This window comes from Trichococcus sp. ES5 (assembly GCF_900067165.1).
Classification (GTDB): domain Bacteria; phylum Bacillota; class Bacilli; order Lactobacillales; family Aerococcaceae; genus Trichococcus; species Trichococcus flocculiformis.
The window spans coordinates 45893-66760 of the sequence record NZ_FJND01000014.1; the positions used below are offsets into that span (position 1 = coordinate 45893).

The following is a 20868-nucleotide window of genomic DNA, read 5'->3' on the forward strand; positions in this document are numbered from 1 at the left end:
TCAGCCCTCCATTACGCGGATACGATTATTTTCACTAGTTCCAACAGCAACAGATGGAATGGATAGAAAGCATAGAAGCCCCACTTCATCACATTGGATTTCTTGCCTTGACGGCCTTTGTAGAACAGCAACAGCGGTACCGCCAGAAAAATGCCGACTTGGTAGGATTGCGTCCAGCCGATTTCGCTGATGGAAGGGATGATGTGGAACAGAATCCCTATGATTGCAAAGCTCAGCAGCTGCTTTTCGGTTTGTCCCCTGAACAATCCAAAAAACAGGATCCACAAGACCGCTACGTAGTTCCAATCAGCCGGGACCGCCAACAGACAGCATGCCAAAACGACTGTTGCCTTAAGCGGAAGCGACCAGTCCTCCCTTTTGGCCGCCGCCAATGCGATCAATCCTAGCGCCAATCCCCAGATGACGCTCGTTGCCTGCCACCACGGGAGACCGAAATACCAGACATACGGAAAATGCGAGACGGCGGCGAACAACAGTAGCCGTACCATATATTTCTTCAGATTGGATGTGTAATGATAGCCTTCCGCAATCATATAGCACATGATTGGTGCAGCAATCCGCCCTACTACGCGCAGCGCAACACCTTCAAGACTGTCCTGCGGCACAAATACCGCAAAAATATGATCGAAGAACATTGCGAATATCGCAAAATTTTTCAATGTATAGGATGATAGGTCTTTTTGAATCTCGCTGATGTCTTGCATCGGAGTGCTCCTCACTGTACTTGGTTTCACAGCGTTTGCTGTGAGCTGATCGACAAGCCTGGCCTGTGTGCCTGTCCTTTTCCACAGTATAGGCTTCCTGACGTCCGCTAATCCCCGAAAAAAAGGAAGAGATTTGCGGAAAAACTTACGCAATCCGAAATTGGATACGTTAACATTTGCAAAACGCATGCGAGAAGCCATTTTTGGGAAAATTGGACCGTTCACTTTCTCTCGGATTGGACGGTCCCATAGTCCTTTGCATTTGCTAAAATTATCAGCAATATACGAAACGAGAAGGAGGACTTCCTGATGAGATACAAACCGAATTACGCCCCGGGTCCGACTGAGGTACGCGAAAATGTACGTTTGGCCCGCGCAAAAAGAACCAGCAACAGCGACTTTGACAAAACATTCGTCCGCTATTACCGTGAGGTCAGCCAAAAAATGGGCAAAGTCATGGGCACCACAAATGAGGTCCTGTTACTTGCTGGTGAAGGGATCCTGGCTCTTGAGGCCGCTTGCGCAAGCCTGACGGAACCTGGCGACCGCGTGCTCGTACTGGACAACGGCATCTACGGCGAAGGCTTCAAGGATTTCGTCAGCATCTATGGCGGCGTACCGGTCGTCCTGAGTTTCGACCATCGCAGCGGCATCCCTGCTGAAGCGGTACGCGCCTATCTGGAGAAGGATTCCGACTTCAAATATGCTACCCTGGTCCATTGCGACACGCCGACATCGGTACTGAACAACGTCGCCGAGCTTTGTCCATTGTTGAAGAAATACGGCATCCTGACGGTGGTCGATTCCGTCGCCGGCATGGTTGGCGAGCCGATTAACGTCGACGAAAATAAAATCGATATCTGTTGCGGCGGGACCCAAAAAGCCATTTCGGCCCCGGTCGGACTGGCGATTGTCTCAGTCAGCGCAGACGCGCAAAAAGCGATGGACAACCGCAAAACGCCTATCGCTTCCTTTTATGCCAATCTACAGGTCTTCAAAGGCTACGCGGAAAAAGAATACTTGCCCTACACGACTTCTGCTGGCGATGTCGCAGCGCTTGATGCCGCTTTGGACAACATCCTGGAGGAAGGCATCGAGACCGTTTTTGCACGCCATGACAGGATTGCTTCCGCAGTACGCGGATCCGCCCAAGCGTATGGATTGGAGTTGTTCCTGGATTCCGACCGTTCCAATACAGTCACTGCCATCAGGATACCGGAAGAAATCGGCGCCTTGCGCCTGCAGGACCACCTCAGCGAAAACTACAATCTGTTGGTCGCAACTTCATTGGCACAATACGCAGATGTGATCTTGCGCATCGGACATATGGGCGAAAATGCCTTCATCGACAAACTTATCTATGTTTTGTCCATCATCGACAACGGTCTGCGCGATCTCGGCTTCGCCGGAAACGGGGATTTGGCCCAACTTTTCATCGACATTTACAAAGAAAATAATTAGGAGGCTTCACTATGCAAAAAGCACAAGGTTATTCAAACACACGCACGTATGATTTGGTTTTGACGGCAATCCTGATTGCGCTCGTATTCGTAGCGACGGTCTTCCTGAACATCAAATTGCCTATCACGGCAAACGGCGGACTGATCCACCTCGGCACTGCGATGCTCTTCCTCGCATCCATCCTGTTCGGGCCGAAAAAAGGCGCTATCGCCGGAGCGGTCGGCATGGCCATCTTCGACCTTATGGCCGGATGGGTTCTGTGGGCTCCCTTCACATTAGTAACCCGCGGCTTGCAAGGCTATCTGGTCGGTAAATTGGCCTGGTCGAAAGATCGTCAAGGGAACAGCTTTGCTGTGAATCTTTTAGCCACGCTGCTTTCGGTTCCCATCATGCTGGTCGGTTATTATCTGTGCGAATGGATCCTGTACGGCAATGCCATCACCCCGTTCGCTTCGATTCCCGGCAACCTCGTCCAGAACGCGGTCGGAATCGCCATTTCCTTGCCGCTGTCGGCAATTTTGAAAAAGATGAATATCGCTGGAAGATAATGAATTGAAAAGTAAGGCTCTGTCTCGGGATGAGACAGAGCCTTACTTTTTGGTAATAGTCCTCGGGTTGTCCGATTCTTTAATGGTATCGGATTGGTATAGAGTGGGTGAAGCGTGCAATTTTATTTGGTTATTGCAGATAGCACCGGCCAGATGCCCGTATTGACGAATAAAGTACCTGTATTCGTCAATCTTGCCTTTCGCTATGCCCAAATTGTCGAATGTTTTTGAACATTCGACAAATCAGCTCTCTATTGGGGGCAAATTGTTGAATAATTTTGTAGCATTCGACAATTTGATTCGCCGAACGAAACTTTGGGATGCAGGACCACCCGCTCCTTGAAACGGAAACAACAAAAAAGCCCGGAAGCCGCTGCCTCCACAACTGTGAGCCAGGGATTCCGAGCTTTTTATTTACAGTTCTCCGTTCATAGAGAGCCGCTTAGACCTTATTTGCCGCTTGTTTGCGCTTGTTTTTTCTTCAAACGCTCTTGTTTGCGCATGTCGATCTCTTTGTAATACGCTTCCCATGATATTTCAATAGTCACGTTCTGCGAATTCGTATAGACGATGTTCTTCATATATTTCTTGCTCCTTCTTTAGCGTAACCATATGCGTACGCTACTATCTTTCAACCTCCTCATATATCCTTTTTTTCTGTATTCAGAGAAATCAAAAAGGCACTCAATCGAGTACCTTTTGTGTCTCTACTTATTATCATAAGAAAGAAAAAGGTATTCCTGTACAGGAATCGCGGCTTTTTCACTATCAAATCTAAATCTTGGAAATTCATGTTGCGGGCACCACAGTGTGGCGCTACATAATAAATTTAACTTCGCTTATTTTTGGTTCCGTTTGCCTGCAGCATCCGCTGCAGAATAGAGAAAAGCCATGGTTCCATACATATAAGATGCATATGTTCTTGGACGTTGAAATGTAACTATAACACGAATATCCGTTCGATGCAAGTGAAACTATTTCTGGAATCAGTGCTTGTTCATCCCTTGCTTTTCAACGAAGTCATGCATGTACATGCGTTGCGGATGGGAGAGCATCTCTGCCATCTGTCCGGTCCACGTGTCGCAGCGTTCGCCTTCGGTCCGCGCCTGATAGTACGCTTGGATTTCTTCGTTGTACTGCTCCAGTTGCGCTCTATAGAGTGCATCATTCTGTTGATACTCATTTTCATGATAAACATGTTCGAAAGGCAGGCGCGGTTTCTGATCATTGACGCTGGCCGGATAACCGACCGCCAGTCCGAAGAGCGGGATCACTTTATCGGGAATCTTCAGGAGTTCGCTGACTTTTTCGAGGTCATTCCGCAAGCCGCCTACGTAACAGATCCCGAGCCCCATCGCTTCAGCCGCCAAAGCTGCATTCTGGGCAGCCAGGGATGCATCTACCACGCTGACCATGAATTTCTCGGTGCTCTCAAGCGAGTCTGCAACATCCTTCCCTTCCATCTTTCCGATCACATCGTGGCGATGAAGATCGGCGCAAAATACAAAGAAATGGCCATTCTCGGCAACAAAATGTTGGTTACGCGCGATTTTCGACAATGCGTGTTTTTTGTCGCGATCCGTGACTCCGATGATGGAATAGGCCTGCACAAAACTTGAGGTGGATGCAGCTTGGGCACTACGGACGATCGTTTCTATCTGTTCCGGGCTCAAAGGCCGTTCTTCAAAATCCCTTACCGTGCGATGCGCCAGGATGCGCGCGATCATTTCATTCATCTATTGTTTTCCTCGCCTTCAGAATAGCTTATATTGAATCCATAAGATCATTCTAAAGGAATGCAGCAGCCACGTCCAACCGGGTGCTCAAGGTCCCAACAGCGAAAAAGCCCCGCTCCTTTGCCATTTAGGCGAGGAACGGGGCCGGAAAATCCAGGCATTATATTTTTTTGGCTTCTTTGATTGGGCGTTCGTGTTCTTCAATCGCTCCGTCGCTCAATAATTTTTCAGCGACCAAAAACAGGATCGGCAACAGCACATCATCCGCATAACCGGCCATCGGGATAAAATCCGGGATAATGTCGATTGGACTGATGATATAAAGAATGATCCCCAACACCAGCCATTTTTTCTTGCCTTCGACTTTGGAATCGAACAGGGAAAGGATAAGTGACTTGACTTTACTGAACGGTGTCAGACTGATTTTCTTTTTTACTTTCATTTTGCATTTTCCTTTGCTGATTGATTTGGACAACCATTCTTCGCACCTAGCTTGTGAGCGGGCTATGACTAGTTATCGTGAACAAAGTATACTACTTATCTTAAGTAAATGAATCAGTCTCAAGAATGATTTTTTGGCCTGTCTGAATGCCTCAGCTGTGCCCGACAATCAAATGCGGAACATACGGTTCTTCCAGGAATGCGACTTCGTCAGCGGTCAGCTTTACAGAGACGGCATCCACCGGTTTATCTAAGTGCTCCAGCTTTGTCGCCCCGATGATGGGAGCTACGACCGGTTCCTTCTGCAGGAGCCAAGCCAAGGCGATTTCGACACGGGAAACGCCTCTATCGGCGGCTATCTGGGCCAATCGTTCGACGATGACCCGGTCCTTATCGGCAGTGGCGTCGTATTTCGAACGCGCCACATTGTCCGTTTCCATCCGTTTGGACGTCTCCGACCAGTCGCGCGTCAAACGACCTGAAGCCATCGGACTGTATGGGGTCACGGCGATTTTTTCTTCCCGGCAAAGCGGCAGCATTTCCCGCTCCTCTTCACGGTAAAGCAGGTTCAGATGGTTCTGCATCGATACGAAGCGCGTCCAACCGTTCTTTTCTGCTACGTGCAGGGCCTTTTGGAACTGCCAGGCATACATCGCGGAAGCTCCTATGTAACGGGCCTTTCCGGATTTCACCACATCGTGCAGAGCTTCCATCGTTTCCTCAATCGGTGTATTGTAGTCCCAACGGTGGATGATGTAGAGGTCCACATAATCCATATCCAAGCGCTTCAGGCTGTTGTCGATTTCGCTCAGGATGGACTTACGGGACAACCCGGAGCCATTCGGACCCTCGTGCATCTTACCGTGAACCTTCGTCGCGATGACCACTTCATCCCGCTTGGCAAAGTCTTTGATGGCGCGTCCGAGGATTTCTTCGCTTCTTCCCAGCGAGTAGACATTGGCTGTATCAAAGAAATTGATGCCCAATTCTAAAGCACGTTTGATGATCGGTCTGCTTTCCTCTTCCTTCAGCGCCCATTTGTGCAGCCAGGTATCCGGATCCCCGAAGCTCATGCAGCCCAAACAGATCCGTGATACATCCATTCCTGTGTTGCCGAATTTCACATATTCCATCTTTCTTCCTCCGTTCCTCTTAAACGTACAGTCTTATTGCGCTATAAAACCGGCCTGACGACTTCCTCCAATCGGAATACCTTCTGTTTGTATTCGTAAACGAAGATGCTCCCGTTCGGGAAACCTTTCGCCAACTCCTCCGCCGGGTCTTGCCAAAGCTTCAAAAAGTTGTAGCAGGCCCCACTGTGCGAAACCGCCAAAACATTCGTATGGTCATTCTTCTCCATCACGTCGGTCAACGTTTTTCTCATCCGCTCCGCCACATCATTCGTATTTTCCCCTCCGAATGGCACAAAGAAAGACACGATTTCCTGCGGCTCTTTCGGTTTGAGCATCTCCCGCTCCCCTTCGAAGAAGCCATAATTGACTTCCTTCAATCCTTTCAAACGTGCATAGGGCATGCCGGTGATCAATTCCAGCGTATCGCTGGCCCTTTCCGATGTGGAACTGTAGGCATGATCGAAGCGGATGCCTTCCGATCCGAAATAATCCCGCACGGCCTGAGCCTGTTTGATGCCCCGTTCCGTCAAAGGCGAGTCGCTCCAGCCCTGAATCTTTCCTTGGGTATTGAACAAAGTCTCGCCGTGACGGACCAAATATAATCGTTTCATCCGCGAATCTCCCATCATTTAGGATTTTTTCAGGCTGAATGGCTGCCCCGGTGCGTAAGCATGGATCCTTTCCGGATTAACCACCCGGTCGTACAAGGATTGCGGGTCGGCGTTGAACACGTTCAGATCCGGCGCATCCACCGTGCCCCAATGGCAAAGAATCAGATGTGCTTCAGGATAGGTGTTCGCCATTTGGATGGCCCCTTCCAATCCGATATGCCACTCGTTGTCGGAAAAGTCGAAGAGAATCGCATCCGGCTGCGGCATTTCCAAGTGCTCCTTCATCAACCGGGAATCGCCCGGTGCCCAGATGATTCCATCCGGTGTCTCGATCCAAAAGCCGCAGTAATCCTCCAACCGGAATACTCGGTAATTGTATTTGGCTTTTTCATTCTGCCAGGCATGGTCCGCCGGTGTCAGCGTTATTTTGGCCGGTCCGATTTCGAAACTGTCGCCGATAGTATGTCCGCTTGCTGGAAATCCTTCCGCCTGCATCAGTTCGGCCACATAATGCGGCCCGTGGAATGCTTTGGAGACATGCTCCATTGCGTGCAGTGACGGCACGCTGTAATGGTCATTGTCGCAGTGCGTAATCAGCACAGCATCCAGATGCGGGATGTTTTCAGGCGCAATCGGCATGTCGATCAGAAGCGGCATATCGAAGTCCTTCAGCATCGGATCCATCATGATGCAGGTGCCGCGGGTGTTCACGAACATCCCGCCGCTGCCCAGCCAGCGGACCTCCGTGTGGTCGATCGGTTGAAAGGCTTCTTCTCCAAAAAATACGGTAGGTGGTGGAACGGCTTGTTTGTGTGTTGCCATTTTCTTTTCCTCCTTAAAGTTGTCTAGCTTTTTCATGCAGTCTTAGTTTTTTTGTTTTTCTCAAAATGAATGCGTTCACATATCCAAAATAACACAATTCGCTAAGCAGGACCAGCAAGGACCCTGTTTCAGCGCTCCATTGAGATCAATGTTGCGCCGAAACCGAGCTGCTCACACTTCCTCCGCACTGGATTCAGCATGCTTCGCCAGAAAATGATAGCCGCCACCGAGGATACCGCCTCCCAGCAGCAGTGCCCCTTCCAGGAAAAAAATTCCCCGTTCTGAAGTCAGCCGGAACAGGCGCTCCACCAGAACGATACCGTAAGGGGAAAAGGCTGCGCCGATATTGAATCCGACAAGCAGCAGCGATGTGGCGGCATTCGCGTTCCCCGACGCCGAGCTGTTGACTTTGTTGAAGAGATAAGGGATGAAAGTACGGAAGGAGAAGCCGCAGAATGCAGCAGCCAAACCGGTCACCCATACAGTGTCCGAGAGCCCGATCGTGACCAGAGCCATTCCCATCCCGAACAAGGCAAGCGGCAAAGTATATTTCCCGACAGCCCCAAAAACTTTTCCGAATAAAAAACCAGCTGTCATTGCACCGATGCCAATCAGGGAAAGGATGTAGCTTCCGTTCGTAGCGTCGCCGTAACCGTTCGCCAGCATGAGCGGCGTGACCCGGACCGTGATCGTCATATAGAACATCACCGCCACAACGAGCAGGGTCAGATAGCCGAAAACCGCCTTGTCCATCGCATTGCTGCGTGTGCTCAAAGGGTCCGTTTGCTGTGGCTGACTGGAAACGGCAGCCGGTTCAGCCGGGATATCCGGAACCAAGGCCGCGAACAGAAGCATCGCCGGCAGAGCCGCCAAGTAGACCCAAAAGGAAGTTTGCCAGTCAATTTTCAGCAGCTGCCCCACAAGGAAGGAAATGGTCATCCCGCCGATGCCTTCAAAAGCGCTCTGCAGCCCGATCATCGCCGCTCTCTCGGCCCCCTCATAAAAATGCCGGATAAAACTGACCAGGAGCGAATTGAAAAGTCCGATCCCGAATCCGAAGAGTGCCCTAGAAAGGAAAATGATCCAGAAATGATGCACAAATACCGGAACCAAGCCTGAAACCAGAACCGTAGCCAGCCCCACAAGAACCGTCCTCTTATAGCCGATTTTCCTTGCGATGGCGTGGCTGAGCAGAACCGAAACGATCAAGAACAGGGAAGGCATCGTTGTCAAAGATTCAACTAACGGCAACGGGATTTCCGGAAAATCCTGGGCGATGGCGGGCACATTCACCGCGATGGCTCCACCGGAAACAACAACAAATGAGCTGGACAACAGCGAAAGCTTCTTGAGTGTCCTCATATCCATACTGATGATCTTCCTTTCTGAATATCCATGCCTATAATGCATACATCATTTTTCTTAATACCAGTTTAAAACGCAACCGTAGAAAAAGATAATAGTTTTTTCGCATGATTAATCATGCCCTGAAGGCATTCTTAAGAAGCTCGATGAATTTAGCAACTGCCGGCGGGAAAATCTGATTCTTTTTCCAGGCGATGACCACGCCTGTCTCCAAGGCAGGCGCCAAGGTCCGGAAGCAGAGCTCGGTTTCCTCACGGACCGGGACAAGTTTTTCCAGACACAACGCAGCCCCGACGCCCGCTTCCACCAGGATGGCCGCATTGTAGATCAGATTGTAGCGCCCGATGATATGCAAGGCCCCATAGGCGTCGCCGAACCAATTGTCAAGTTCGTTCTGGACCAATGCTCTCCCCGGAATCAGGATCGGATAAGCCAACAGATCCTCAGGTGCAACGGAGCGCTCCTGCGCCAGCGGACTGTCCTTCCGCATGATGACACCCCAGCGTTCTTTCTGGGGAATCCGGATGAAATCATATTTATCGACATCGACCGGCTCCGTCAGCAGGCAGATGTCCAACAGCCCTTTGTTGACCCGATCCTTGATGTCATCGGCATCGGCACTGTACAATTTGTAGGTCACTTGCGGATATTCCGTGCTGAAGGTCTTGATGAAATCAGCCAAAACGCGCATGGACTGCGTTTCTCCCCCACCGATGGCGATTTCGCCGTTCATGAGCGTTTTCTGCTCCTTCAGCTCCAGTTCGGTCCTGCTGGTCAGATCGAGGATTTCCTCCGCCCGTCTTCTCAGCAGCAACCCTTCGCTGGTCAACGTGATTTTCTTTTTGCCGCGCCGGAACAAAGAAACGCCTAATTCCTCTTCCAACTGCATCAATTGGCGCGACAAGGTCGGCTGAGTGATGTGCAACTTTTCAGCGGCACTAGTGATGTTCTCTTCATAAACCACTGTCAAAAAATAATTCAGAACCCTTAATTCCATAATTTACGTACTCCATTTACTGATCATTTCGCCATTAAAGGCGTTCACACTTCCATGATGACACAAGTATCTAAATCCGACAAGCGGGGCCCAGTAATATAGTCTTTAATCAATCGTAGAGGCCGACTACTCCGCACCCAACACCCTTTTCATGCTTTGAAGACGACAGAAATCCGGGTAAGAGCAGGTACACCGGAGGCAAAAAAGAATGGCGCACTAGGCACCATTCTTTTGTTGTTCATTATTATCCTACACATTAAAGCTGACTTTGATGCAAGCATTCTATAATTCTTCACCATTTGAAGCAATTACATTTTTATACCATTCAAACGATTTTTTCTTCGTTCGATTCAGAGTACCCTTCCCTTCGTCATCACGATCGACATAAATAAATCCGTAACGTTTACTCATTTGCCCGGTGCTTGCGGCAACAAGGTCAATACAGCCCCAGGTTGTATATCCTAGCAGTTCGACGCCATCAATCTCTACAGCATCTTTTAAAGCTTGAACATGTTTTTTCAGGTAGTCGATGCGGTAATCGTCAGCCACATACCCATTTTCATCTGGGATATCGATCGCACCCAATCCGTTTTCTACAATGAATAATGGTTTTTGATAACGATCATACATTTGATTTAATGAATTTCTCAATCCTAATGGATCTATTTGCCATCCCCATTCTGTTGATGGCAAATGCTCATTTTTGATCGATGGGAATAAATTTCCGGTTGCTTGTGTATAATCTTCAGAATGGGCACTGACAGTTCTTGAACAATAGTAGGAGAACGTTACAAAATCTACTGGTGAGGCAGCCAGAATAGCATGATCGCCTTCTTCCATTTGAATATTCAATCCTTCTCGTTCAAATTTCTTTAATGCGTAATTGGGATATTTCCCGCGGGCTTGCACATCAATAAAGAAATAACCTTCACGATCGCGATTGATCGCTTCTTGATAATCTTCTGGTCTGCAAGTATACGGATAATGACTCCCTCCCGCTAACATACACCCAACCATATTTTCAGAATCAACTTCATGAGCAATTTTCGTTGCTAAAGCGCTGGCGAGCAATTGATGATGTGCTGCTTGGTAATTGATTTCCAGTTTGTTTTCGCCTTCTTTAAATACGATCCCTCCACCTACAAACGGCTGATGCAGCAGGATGTTGATTTCATTGATCGTCAGCCAGTATTTCACCAAACCTTTATATCTCTTCAGAACTGTCTCTGCATAACGGGAATAGAAGTCTACTAATTTACGGTTTCTCCAACCACCATATGCTTTAATCAAATGAATCGGTACGTCAAAATGAGCAATCGTTACTAACGGTTCGATATTATGTTTCTTTAATTCTTCAAAAATTGACTCATAAAAAACAAGTCCTTCTTCATTCGGTTCCAGATCATCTCCATTAGGAAAAATGCGGGACCAAGATAAAGACATGCGATAGACTTTAAAACCCATTTCCGCAAATAGTTGAATGTCCTCCATATATCGATGGTACATATCTATGGCTTCTTTTGCAGGATAGTAATAATCATCTTTCCATTCAAGCATTTCCAAATCTCCTGAGGCTACCTTTTTCCGATCCGGTCCAGTTGGCAATAAGTCTACATTGGATAAACCACGTCCACCTTCTAGTACACCACCTTCCGCTTGATTGGCAGCAGTCGCACCGCCCCATAAAAAATTTTTGCTTAATCCCATTTAAATCTCTCCTTAAACTTTGATGACCAGTACATCCTCCGCTTTACTGACCTTTCCTTGCACAATTGTATCAACAGATGAATATTGTGGAGTGTTTGTTACAACGACTGGAACTTGAGTAGAATACCCAGCTTCTTGAATTTTCTTCATGTCAAAAGTCAGCAATAATTGACCTTTAGTCACTTCTTGGCCAACTTCAACCAAGGCATCAAAATATTTTCCTTTCAACTCAACAGTATTTAAGCCTACATGAATCAAAATTTCTGTACCGGCATCAGATACGAGGCCAACAGCATGTTTGGTAGGGAAAAGCGCAACTACCTTCCCATCAAATGGTGCAAACACTTTACCTTCTGACGGTTCAACTGCAAAACCTTTCCCTAACGCTTCCGAAGCAAAAGCTTCATCTTCAACTTCACTCAAAGGAATAACAGATCCTGGAACAGGACTATTCAAACGAGTATCCTCCAAAATAACTGCCTTAATTTCTGGCGCTTCGCCAATGATTTCATCTTTTTCAAATTTGAAACTTAAAATATACGTCAGAATTGCAGTGACCACTGCTGAAATTATTAAAGCAATGATAATGTTCCAGAAATATTTCATTGTATCGTCACCGATATACAAGAGCACTGCAGGCAATCCGGAAGAACCTGTTGCAAATCGGTGCGTATTTGTTAATCCTGCGTATAATCCACCTGATGCCCCACCAATCATGGCAGAAATCAATGGATATTTTTTAGGTAAGTTCACACCATACAAAGCGGGTTCTGTAATCCCCATGTAAGCCGTGATTGAACCTGATGTAGCAAGTTGTTTTATTTTTTTATCTTTTGTTCTGAAGGCTACAACCGCAGCCGCAGTCGCCTGAGCAATATTTGATACTAATGCACCGGGTCCAAAAATACTATCATATCCAAGCTCAGCCATTTGCATTACGCCCAATGGTGCTACACCATTATGCAAACCGAACATGACCATAATCGGAAGGAAACCACCGATCAGAACTGCAGGTACCCAGCTTGCATTTACACTCAGGAAAGTAAAGAATGAAGCTAAATAGCCACCAATAATACTGCCGATTGGCCCTAAGATTGAAAACGCAAGGGTTCCCATGAGAAGGAATGTCAACATTGGAACAAATACAAGTTCCACTGATTTCGGAATAATTTTTCGTAAATACTTCTCGACATAAGACTGACAGAAAATAACAATTAAGATTGGAATAACTGATCCAGAGTATGAAGCTAGACGGAACGGAATAATCCCAAAGAAATTCACAGGTTCTCCCGCTGTTACAAGCGCCCCCCAGTTTGGATGAAGCATCATTGCAGCTACTGACGCTGCTAAAATAGGATTACATCTTAATTTTTGAGCTACCGTAAATGCTAAAATCATCGGCAAGAAGAAGAATACCCCATCTGCGAAAAGATTTAACATATAGTATGTTTGAGACTCATTTGTAATGACTTTAAAAACAACTAAAAGTGCTAAAACTGCTTTAACCATCCCTGCTCCAGATAGTGCGGGAATAACCGGTTGGAATGTGCCTGATACGAAATCAATGAAGGCCGAAACCGGACCCTTTTTTTCTGGAACGCTATCATTTGAAGAGACAATATCAATTTTCTTCTCGACTTCATCAAAAACATCTTTCACATGAGTGCCGATGACAACTTGATGTACACCGGCATTACTTAGATACTTAGTAACACCATCCAATGCCTCAAGCTTATCTTTATTCAGCTTTGATTCATCCGCCAATTTGAACCGTAATCTTGTTTGGCAATGATATGCATCCGTGATATTTTCTTTTCCACCAAGTTGCTCAACAATACCCTGAGCTAATTTTTCATATTTTTTACTCATACAAGTCACTCCTTCATTCATTTAAAGTAAGTTCTATGTTGCCACCGGTAAGACATTAGATTTCTTCTGAATAGAATGTAACACTTCGGGATAGCGTTTCCAATGCTTATTCGGCAAGTCAAAACCTGTTTCATATTTTTCTTCTATTAGAGCTTTTTCGTAAAATTTGTTTCACTTCCAACAAATTAAACCGGCTATTTTTTTCTGGATTTAGCCGCAAGAGAACCATTAGTTTAAAAATATAGTAAAAAAAAAAACAAAACGATTAACCCGTTTTGTTTTTTTGATTTAAAATTCCTCAGAAATATCTTTGAATGTAGTCTTTCTGCGTGTTTCCAAAGTCCGTGAATTTTGAATTTTCATTTCCATGTTGTTATCGTAATCTAAAGAAAAAATTTTTGCATATAAGACATTCAATATGAATAAGATTGATTCTTCTGTAGCAAAATTAGAAATCTTAGAATATAGTTTTTCTCTGCTTGAAATATTCAAAACGATTGTGGAATAGTCCCTAAGATAATTTTCTCCGCCGCTAGTGACACTTATGATGGGGACACGGTTCTTTAAAAGCCACTTAACATTTTGCATCGGATAAGTATCCGCATTATTGCCAGAATAAGAGATGATCACTGCACAATCTTCACTGGACAACGTGTTAGAAATAAGTCCTGATTCATCGCTATCTGCCATAAAAGCCTTTTTATGAATGGCATTTAAATTTCGCTTGAACAATTCGCCAAAATACGAATTGGGACTTCTTCCGTAAATAATAATAGTTTTTGCTTGGCCAATAATTTTAGCAGCTCTGCTTAAATCATCTGCTGAGATTAAAGAACTTGTTTCTTTAATTGTTTGAATCCGTAAATTTGCTAGATTTTCAATAATTTCCAATGTATCTGCTGAACGAGAGAACGGAATATTAGAATCTACTTCAAAGGCATTTCCCTCAAAATGAGCCACTTCATGAGTAAAAGCATACATAAATTCAGTCCATCCAGAATAGTCGAAATATTTAGCGAATCGTACTAAAGTAGCTTTGGAAGTGTACGTTAATTTTGCAATCTCATCCATTGAGTATTTAGGTAACTGTTCTCGATTAGCCAACAAAAATTCGCCAATTGTTCTTCTTGCATCATTCTGCTTAAATACAGCTTCTTCAATTTTTTGAAAAAGATACACTATTTCCACACTCCTTAAAATGGCTGGTTACTTTCTCATTATAAATGATTATTCACCTTTTTAGCGACCGGGAAATTCTTCTCTGTACAATTCCACGCCTTTGACAAAGCGCCGCACGCCGTCTTCCAGAAGCGCCTTCGGGCAGGCGTAATTCCAGCGGACAAAGCGCGAACCGTTGCCGCCGAAGATATCCCCTGCGGAAAGATAGAGTCCGGTTCTCTCCCTGATGAACGCGCACAGCGCCTTCGTGTCCTCCGTTATCTCTGAGCAATCAATCCAAGCCAGATAGGTTGCCTCAGCCTCGATCACATGGACTTCGGGAACAAGTTCCTTCAAAGAACTGATCAGGAATTTCCGGTTCAGTTCCAGATATTCCCGCAGTTCTTCCAACCATTCCTCCCCTTCGTCGAAAGCCGCTTCAGCCGCTGGGATCGCGAAAGTATTCGGTTCCGCCACTTCATCCGTGTTGATTCCTCTGTCCACTTGTTTTCTGATTTCAGGATTCGGAATGACGATTGCCGCTGTTTGCAGTCCGGCGATGTTGAAAGTTTTCGTCGGCGCGATGCAGCTGATTGTCCGGTTAGCAATCTCCTCGGAAAGGGAGGCAAACGGGATGTACGCATGGCCGATATGCGTCAGATCGCAATGGATTTCATCGCTCACGACCAGCACATCATGCTTGATGCACAGTTCGGCGATCCGTTCCAGCGTCTGCATATCCCAAACTTTTCCGATCGGATTGTGCGGATTGCAGAAAATGAACAGCGAAGTCGTTTCGCGGGATAGTTTTTCTTCCAGGTCCGCGAAATCGATGGCATAGCTTCCGTCTGCATAGCGCAACTCACTCGCCAATACTTTCCGCCCGTTGTTCAGGATGGAATTGTAAAAGATATTGTAGACCGGCGCAAGAACAACGATGTCATCGCCTATTTCCGTCATTTTCCGCACAATCGAAGAGATGGCCGGGACGACGCCTGTGCAATAGAGGATCCACTCCTTTTCCATCGTGAATCGATGCCGCCTCTGCCACCAACGGATGATGCTCTCCCGGAAACTATCAGGGACGGTATTGTAGCCGAAAGCGCCCTGCCGCAGACGCTTTTCGATGGCGTCAACAACAGCAGGCGCCGTTCCGAAATCCATGTCCGCCACCCACATCGGCAGCTCGTCCGCTTTGACGTCCCATTTGTAAGAGTGGGTGTTCCGTCTGTCGATAATCTGGTCAAAATCGAATGGCATATTCCTGTTCCTCCGCAAGCTGGTATTTGGTGTTTTCGGCCGCGATTTCCGGATCATCCAGAATAAGTTCGCCGATTGCTGGAGCGGTTATCGTGCCGCTGATCGGATTCTTGACACTGTCGATGCGGCCGTTCGCTTGAACGTCGACCGTCGAATATTCGAACGCCAGATCCGTGTTGATGAGCATGCAATTCTCCATCTGCACGTTTTCCATGTAGCACATACCCTGGTTGCTCTCGATGATGCAGTCGATGAAGGTGATGTTCTTTGAATTCCAGCCCAAATATTCACCGATGATCGTCGAATCCCTGACGACCACATTCTCGCAATTCCAGAAAGCATCTTTTGAAAGCAACTTGGCATGCGAAATCTCGATATTTTTGGCACCGTCAAAGGCATAATTCCCCGATAGCGTAAAATGCTCAATACGGATATTTTCGCTGTTCATCGCAAAATAATCGCCCACAGCGTTTACTTGTTTCAAGGTAATATCATTGCAGTTCCATAACGTTTCTTGGGCATTTGGCATTTCCACTCGTTCCAACTTGATATCGGTAGCTCGTCTGAATATCTTGGGCGCTTGGATCATGCTGTCGATGATGGTGATGCCAGTTGTATACCAAATGCCGGAGCGCGCAGTTTCCACTAAAGTGATGCTGTTTGCCTGGATGTTCCGCGCATACCACAATGGATATTTCCAGCGGAAGATTGTGTTGTCGAGTGCGATGTTGTTGCTTTCCTTCAACGGAGACTCCCCGTCCGCAAAAACTGAATGGCTGATCTGCAGGTCTTTTCCTTTGAATAGAGCCCGTTCCCCGGTGAATAGCTGTTGATTAAGATGTTCCATCATTCATTACCCCTCTCTGATACATACAGAGCGTACACCTTAACCTTGACGTTAAGTCAAGCGACAAAATCAATTTGAGTCAACCGATAGCTTGCAGAGGGGTATTTTTCCTTATATATTGTATACTTTATTCAATAACAATCTACGCTATCAGGAGAGATATTATAATCCCTTCTTCTGGTAATTTCTTATGAGAAGTAAAACAACCCTTGAAAAGAGGTCTACTATGGATACATCGGTGCTGAAAGTTTCAAATGTAACCAAACGAATCAAGAAAAAGCTCATTATACAAGATGTCAATTTTGATATTAAGCAAGGAGAAATATTAGGTTTTCTAGGACCGAATGGATCTGGAAAAACAACAACTTTAAGAATGATCGTAGGCTTGGCAACACCTACTTCCGGAAACATAGAAATCTGTGGGTATTCCATAAAAAAAGACTATGTAAAAGCTATGTCCAATGTAGGTTGTATCATCGAAGGTCCTGATCTTTATGATTATATGAGTGGGTATAGGAATCTTGAAATATTAGGCAGTATGTCGAAAGGGGTAACTAAAAAAGATATTGATGAAGCTGTAGCATTAGTCGGCATGGAAAAACGGATTCATGATAAGGTTGCGGTTTATTCAATGGGAATGAAACAAAGAATCGGTTTAGCCCAAGCTTTGATCCACCAACCGAAACTATTGATTTTAGATGAGCCCACAAACGGACTGGATCCTCAAGGTATACATGAGTTTAGAGAAATCGTAAAATCATTAGCAAAAGATAAAGGCATTTCAGTGCTGATTTCTTCTCATCTCATCAGTGAAGTTCAATTGATGTGTGATCGGGTCAGCATCATAGATAACGGACGCATTATCAGAAATGCAGCCATTCATGAGATTGTAGCTACTGGTGAAGTTGTTTGGACAGTAGATGATCCCGAAAAGACGCAATCCATCCTTAAAGATAAGTTTGCTGTAGACTCATCCATTGATGCAAAAAATGTAACCGCATCCATTCTGGTCGAAAGGCTATCAGAAATAAACAAAGCTTTAATTTATTCGGGAATAGAGATCAAATATGTTGAAAATAAAAAGAGAACGTTGGAAGATTTATTTTTGACGCTTACAGATAAACATAAAATCGTATAAAGGTGTGATCGCATGATTTCGTTAACGCAAAATGAGATACTAAAAATTTTATTGAAGAAAAAAATGCTCCTGATTTTTATGTTACTTTTAATTTTTGTAAGTTTACTTTCATACGGACAGAAATATTCCTATGATAATACTATCAAAAAATTTGAAGCAGAATCTGGCGGTGTAGCATACGATTGGAAAGGCCTCACTACTCAAAGGCTGAATGATCTTGAAGAACGGAGCAATAATGAATTCATACCAGAAGAAGTCAGAGCATCCATTGATAGAGAAATGCAGCAATTGAATTACTTTATTGAGAACGATATTAATCCTATAACACCTACAGCTTCCAAATTTAATGTACAATTTGTAGAGCAAGGCATCACACTTTTCATCCCACTCCTCGTTGTCATTTTAGCTGCAGATTTAGTTTCAAGTGAGTTTTCAAAAAAAACGATCAAAATTTTACTCACGAGAGCTGTACCCAGATGGAAAATATTATTCAGTAAGTTTCTGGCACTCCTGATCATGACGACCCTTTTAGTATTTATCATTGCTGTCTCATCCACTTTAGTATCCTATTTATTTTTTCAACAATGGGGATTCAGCGAGCCTATAGTAACTGGTTTTCGATTGGTTGGGGACCAACTAAATTCCGATTCGACTATATTGATTTCTCGGTTTCAATACACTTTACTGATATATTCACTTTTGTGGTTCGTATCTATCATAATGGCCTCGATAACCCTCATGATTTCAGTGTTGGTTGACAATAGTTCCTCAGCCATAGGTATCTTGATGGCCGCGCTGATAGGAGGTCAGTTTTTACAGTTTTTCTTATCTGAATGGACAGTAGTCAAATATTTTTTTGTTACAAATTTAGATCTTACGCGCTATTTGACGGGATCCTATCAGCCCATTGAAGGAATGAGTTTAAACTTTTCTATTCTTATATTGAGCGCTTGGGCTGCAGTAGCCTTGATCATAAGCTTTATGGTATTAAATCGTAAGGATGTCATCGTTTAGGGCACCTATTAAGGAGCATACGCATGTATAAAAAAGTGATTTGGCCACTACTATTATTTATTTCGATGGCTTTAGCCGTTGTATTTATATCCGGTTTTATTGCGTCAGTAGCTGTAAGTAAGAGCGGGCAAAGTGCTCCCATAGACCCACAACCGGAAAGCTCAATCAATAGTCCAGCAGACAGTGATTTCATTTTAGGGGATGCTTCTGAAATACTCATTCTGGGCGACTCTATAGGTTTTGGAGTTGGGGATGAAGAAAATTTAGGTATAGGAAAAAGATATCTCAATTTAATGGCTGAAAAAGAGGAAGACCTAAAAACCATCACAAATATTTCAGTACCGAGCTACGAGAGCAGTGACCTCGTGCAGTTGATCAAAAATGCAGAAAATAAAGCGAGTATTGCAAAGGCACGTTTGATTATCATTTCAATCGGAGGAAATGATTTAAACCGTTTAGACTATGAAGACAGCGTCTCATTAACGCTTGCTTTTAAAGAAGCGTTAGGAATCTATAAGGAAAATCTAGCGATTATCACACAAGAAATTAGAGCCATCAATCCAGGTGCCCAGTTAGCACTGATTGGTTTATACAATCCATATGGTAAAGAGGATCCTGAAAAAAATAATTTTGTATTAGAATGGAATTACGAAACGAGTCTAATTACCGATTCAGATGTTGCATTTGCCTATGTCCCAACTTATGAATTGTTTAAATATCATTTAAACGATTATCTTTCACCAGATGAATTTCATCCAAATAGTTCAGGTTATCAAATAATAGCGGAAGAATTACATCGGATATTAAATTAAAGAAAGAAAAAAATGGTTCCCTCATCAGCTTTCTGATGAACGGAACCATTTTCTTATTTTTTTGTGAAAGGGAAAATCATTGGGACTCTTTTGGTGTATTCTTCCCATCCATCGTATTTCTCCATATTTTTCTCCAGTAATGGCGTCGATATTTTGATTAATACGGTACTCATTAAAATAGGCGAGATGATTAATAACAGATAATAATAAGGGTTGATGGAATCTGTGAAGAACAGCGTAATACCACTTGCATACAATCCGATCCAAATCAGGATTTCACCGAGATAGTTTGGATGACGTGTGATTGACCATAAGCCTGTTTGCAGAAGTGTGCGTGTTTTTTTGTTGATGTGTTGTCTTAATTGCTCATCCCCGACTACTTCAAAGAACAATCCTACCAACGCAATGAAAAGTGCGGCATAAACAAAATAGCGGTGAGCTGAATCAAAACTGAATTCGTTGTATTTGATGACCACATAGCTGGCAGATCCAACGATAAAGTTGATGATACCCTGAACCACAAACACTCTGAAAAAGGCGGTGATGACTACTTTATCGCCCCACTCTTTCCGCCACTGTGCGTATCTGAAATCTTCGGGCTTCCCGTAATTTCTTTTCAATAAGCGCAAAGATAATCTAAGTCCCCACACCGTAATAAATCCAACAATGGCATACGATAAAACGGTGGGATTTTCAGTCACAAGCAGTGTCAGCCAGCTCCCTACAACAAATCCCATCCCCCAACCAATATCGACAATGGAATTGTTTTTAATGGGCTCTATAATAAATGGTGTTGATGAAGTAAATTTCATCAACACCTTTTTTTTGTGAAAAGTGCAAAAAAAAAAGGACAAATGAAATACTCTGTTAAAATAAAGGTGACTAATCCAGATATTTTAAGGAGTGATTTCATTTGTCTATATCAAAGTATATGCGAAATGTGTTGAATATAAAAGACCTTAATATCCATTTCGGAGAAAATTGTTGCCAGGATGTCGTAATCAAGGGCCAAATTGCGAAAGTCTTCTCTGCTGTCTTGACCTTCGAGGCACTACGGTGCCCTAACTGCGGGATGGAAAACCAGCAGTCAATCGTAAAAAATGGAACCAAGAAATCCAGGATCGTTTTGCCAGAGGTTTCCGGCTATCCAGCCTTCCTCGACTTGAATAAACAGCGATTCCTTTGTAGAGAATGCTCGTCTACCTTTAGTGCGCAAACAAATAT

The 20868-nt window shown here is 44.8% G+C and carries 21 protein-coding genes; 6 read left to right on the forward strand and 15 right to left on the reverse strand.

All coding sequences use genetic code 11. The features are described from left to right. Positions 1–11: 11 nt before the first annotated feature. Positions 12–725, reverse strand: a complete 714-nt coding sequence (locus TES5_RS10780; protein ID WP_068561946.1) for a TraX family protein — start codon at positions 723–725, stop codon at positions 12–14. Positions 726–1034: 309 nt separating this feature from the next. On the opposite strand from TES5_RS10780, the gene TES5_RS10785 reads away from it, so the two are divergent. Both TES5_RS10785 and TES5_RS10790 read left to right on the forward strand, forming a co-directional pair. After that, complete coding sequence (locus tag TES5_RS10785; protein ID WP_068561948.1) at positions 1035–2186, forward strand: pyridoxal-phosphate-dependent aminotransferase family protein; 1152 nt, start codon at positions 1035–1037, stop codon at positions 2184–2186. An 11-nt stretch (positions 2187–2197) separates the two neighbouring features. After that, positions 2198–2734, forward strand: a complete 537-nt coding sequence (locus TES5_RS10790; RefSeq protein WP_068561950.1) for an ECF transporter S component — start codon at positions 2198–2200, stop codon at positions 2732–2734. A gap of 449 nt (positions 2735–3183) precedes the next feature. Here TES5_RS10790 and TES5_RS15695 read toward each other — a convergent pair whose 3' ends face one another. The 13 genes from TES5_RS15695 to TES5_RS10850 form a co-directional block, all read right to left on the reverse strand. Then, complete coding sequence (locus tag TES5_RS15695; protein WP_255356057.1) at positions 3184–3315, reverse strand: hypothetical protein; 132 nt, start codon at positions 3313–3315, stop codon at positions 3184–3186. 405 nt (positions 3316–3720) lie between these two features. Then, on the reverse strand, positions 3721–4470 hold the full coding sequence (gene nfsA / locus TES5_RS10795) for an oxygen-insensitive NADPH nitroreductase (protein WP_068561952.1): 750 nt from the start codon (positions 4468–4470) through the stop codon (positions 3721–3723). A gap of 160 nt (positions 4471–4630) precedes the next feature. Then, complete coding sequence (locus TES5_RS10800) at positions 4631–4912, reverse strand: DUF1232 domain-containing protein (RefSeq protein WP_068561953.1); 282 nt, start codon at positions 4910–4912, stop codon at positions 4631–4633. A 151-nt stretch (positions 4913–5063) separates the two neighbouring features. Beyond that, the gene (locus tag TES5_RS10805) at positions 5064–6044 is read right to left on the reverse strand and encodes an aldo/keto reductase (RefSeq protein WP_068561955.1); all 981 of its coding nucleotides are present in this window, start codon (positions 6042–6044) and stop codon (positions 5064–5066) included. A 41-nt stretch (positions 6045–6085) separates the two neighbouring features. Then, complete coding sequence (locus TES5_RS10810; RefSeq protein ID WP_068561958.1) at positions 6086–6655, reverse strand: histidine phosphatase family protein; 570 nt, start codon at positions 6653–6655, stop codon at positions 6086–6088. A gap of 18 nt (positions 6656–6673) precedes the next feature. Next, a complete protein-coding gene (locus TES5_RS10815; RefSeq protein WP_068561959.1) occupies positions 6674–7477 on the reverse strand; it encodes an MBL fold metallo-hydrolase in 804 nt (267 codons plus the stop codon). 171 nt (positions 7478–7648) lie between these two features. Next, complete coding sequence (locus TES5_RS10820; protein WP_068561962.1) at positions 7649–8845, reverse strand: MFS transporter; 1197 nt, start codon at positions 8843–8845, stop codon at positions 7649–7651. A gap of 112 nt (positions 8846–8957) precedes the next feature. Beyond that, positions 8958–9839, reverse strand: a complete 882-nt coding sequence (locus TES5_RS10825; protein ID WP_068561964.1) for a LysR family transcriptional regulator — start codon at positions 9837–9839, stop codon at positions 8958–8960. A 282-nt stretch (positions 9840–10121) separates the two neighbouring features. Further along, on the reverse strand, positions 10122–11546 hold the full coding sequence (locus TES5_RS10830; protein ID WP_068561965.1) for a 6-phospho-beta-glucosidase: 1425 nt from the start codon (positions 11544–11546) through the stop codon (positions 10122–10124). Positions 11547–11558: 12 nt separating this feature from the next. After that, positions 11559–13415 (reverse strand): beta-glucoside-specific PTS transporter subunit IIABC, encoded by a 1857-nt coding sequence (locus TES5_RS10835; RefSeq protein ID WP_068561967.1) that lies wholly within the window; start codon positions 13413–13415, stop codon positions 11559–11561. Between the two features lie 288 nt (positions 13416–13703). Continuing rightward, positions 13704–14594, reverse strand: a complete 891-nt coding sequence (locus tag TES5_RS10840; RefSeq protein WP_068561969.1) for a MurR/RpiR family transcriptional regulator — start codon at positions 14592–14594, stop codon at positions 13704–13706. Positions 14595–14654: 60 nt separating this feature from the next. Beyond that, positions 14655–15833, reverse strand: a complete 1179-nt coding sequence (locus tag TES5_RS10845) for a MalY/PatB family protein (RefSeq protein WP_068561971.1) — start codon at positions 15831–15833, stop codon at positions 14655–14657. Beyond that, a complete protein-coding gene (locus tag TES5_RS10850; protein ID WP_068561989.1) occupies positions 15817–16680 on the reverse strand; it encodes a DUF3737 family protein in 864 nt (287 codons plus the stop codon). Before TES5_RS10850 ends, TES5_RS10845 begins: the two co-directional genes overlap by 17 nt. 226 nt (positions 16681–16906) lie before the next feature. On the opposite strand from TES5_RS10850, the gene TES5_RS10855 reads away from it, so the two are divergent. The 3 genes from TES5_RS10855 to TES5_RS10865 are packed head-to-tail and all read left to right on the forward strand — an operon-like array spanning position 16907 to position 19644. Further along, positions 16907–17818: an ABC transporter ATP-binding protein gene (locus tag TES5_RS10855; protein WP_068561973.1), complete on the forward strand. Its 912-nt coding sequence runs from the start codon at positions 16907–16909 to the stop codon at positions 17816–17818. Positions 17819–17830: 12 nt separating this feature from the next. Then, complete coding sequence (locus TES5_RS10860) at positions 17831–18832, forward strand: ABC transporter permease (protein ID WP_068561975.1); 1002 nt, start codon at positions 17831–17833, stop codon at positions 18830–18832. A 23-nt stretch (positions 18833–18855) separates the two neighbouring features. Further along, the gene (locus TES5_RS10865; protein ID WP_068561977.1) at positions 18856–19644 is read left to right on the forward strand and encodes a GDSL-type esterase/lipase family protein; all 789 of its coding nucleotides are present in this window, start codon (positions 18856–18858) and stop codon (positions 19642–19644) included. Between the two features lie 53 nt (positions 19645–19697). Here TES5_RS10865 and TES5_RS10870 read toward each other — a convergent pair whose 3' ends face one another. Continuing rightward, positions 19698–20456, reverse strand: a complete 759-nt coding sequence (locus tag TES5_RS10870; protein ID WP_072763764.1) for a DUF1295 domain-containing protein — start codon at positions 20454–20456, stop codon at positions 19698–19700. A 119-nt stretch (positions 20457–20575) separates the two neighbouring features. On the opposite strand from TES5_RS10870, the gene TES5_RS15785 reads away from it, so the two are divergent. Beyond that, the coding region (locus tag TES5_RS15785; protein WP_369813494.1) for a transposase family protein at positions 20576–20868 on the forward strand (293 nt) is incomplete at its 3' end.

What these genes read in the sequence shown, in the direction of transcription:
- TES5_RS10780 (WP_068561946.1), bottom strand. Translation starts at nt 725, where the DNA reads ATGCAAGACATCAGCGAGATTCAAAAAGACCTATCATCCTATACATTG.
- TES5_RS10785 (WP_068561948.1), top strand. Translation starts at nt 1,035, where the DNA reads ATGAGATACAAACCGAATTACGCCCCGGGTCCGACTGAGGTACGCGAA.
- TES5_RS10790 (WP_068561950.1), top strand. Translation starts at nt 2,198, where the DNA reads ATGCAAAAAGCACAAGGTTATTCAAACACACGCACGTATGATTTGGTT.
- TES5_RS15695 (WP_255356057.1), bottom strand. Translation starts at nt 3,315, where the DNA reads ATGAAGAACATCGTCTATACGAATTCGCAGAACGTGACTATTGAAATA.
- nfsA (WP_068561952.1), bottom strand. Translation starts at nt 4,470, where the DNA reads ATGAATGAAATGATCGCGCGCATCCTGGCGCATCGCACGGTAAGGGAT.
- TES5_RS10800 (WP_068561953.1), bottom strand. Translation starts at nt 4,912, where the DNA reads ATGAAAGTAAAAAAGAAAATCAGTCTGACACCGTTCAGTAAAGTCAAG.
- TES5_RS10805 (WP_068561955.1), bottom strand. Translation starts at nt 6,044, where the DNA reads ATGGAATATGTGAAATTCGGCAACACAGGAATGGATGTATCACGGATC.
- TES5_RS10810 (WP_068561958.1), bottom strand. Translation starts at nt 6,655, where the DNA reads ATGAAACGATTATATTTGGTCCGTCACGGCGAGACTTTGTTCAATACC.
- TES5_RS10815 (WP_068561959.1), bottom strand. Translation starts at nt 7,477, where the DNA reads ATGGCAACACACAAACAAGCCGTTCCACCACCTACCGTATTTTTTGGA.
- TES5_RS10820 (WP_068561962.1), bottom strand. Translation starts at nt 8,845, where the DNA reads ATGGATATGAGGACACTCAAGAAGCTTTCGCTGTTGTCCAGCTCATTT.
- TES5_RS10825 (WP_068561964.1), bottom strand. Translation starts at nt 9,839, where the DNA reads ATGGAATTAAGGGTTCTGAATTATTTTTTGACAGTGGTTTATGAAGAG.
- TES5_RS10830 (WP_068561965.1), bottom strand. Translation starts at nt 11,546, where the DNA reads ATGGGATTAAGCAAAAATTTTTTATGGGGCGGTGCGACTGCTGCCAAT.
- TES5_RS10835 (WP_068561967.1), bottom strand. Translation starts at nt 13,415, where the DNA reads ATGAGTAAAAAATATGAAAAATTAGCTCAGGGTATTGTTGAGCAACTT.
- TES5_RS10845 (WP_068561971.1), bottom strand. Translation starts at nt 15,833, where the DNA reads ATGCCATTCGATTTTGACCAGATTATCGACAGACGGAACACCCACTCT.
- TES5_RS10850 (WP_068561989.1), bottom strand. Translation starts at nt 16,680, where the DNA reads ATGGAACATCTTAATCAACAGCTATTCACCGGGGAACGGGCTCTATTC.
- TES5_RS10855 (WP_068561973.1), top strand. Translation starts at nt 16,907, where the DNA reads ATGGATACATCGGTGCTGAAAGTTTCAAATGTAACCAAACGAATCAAG.
- TES5_RS10860 (WP_068561975.1), top strand. Translation starts at nt 17,831, where the DNA reads ATGATTTCGTTAACGCAAAATGAGATACTAAAAATTTTATTGAAGAAA.
- TES5_RS10865 (WP_068561977.1), top strand. Translation starts at nt 18,856, where the DNA reads ATGTATAAAAAAGTGATTTGGCCACTACTATTATTTATTTCGATGGCT.
- TES5_RS10870 (WP_072763764.1), bottom strand. Translation starts at nt 20,456, where the DNA reads ATGAAATTTACTTCATCAACACCATTTATTATAGAGCCCATTAAAAAC.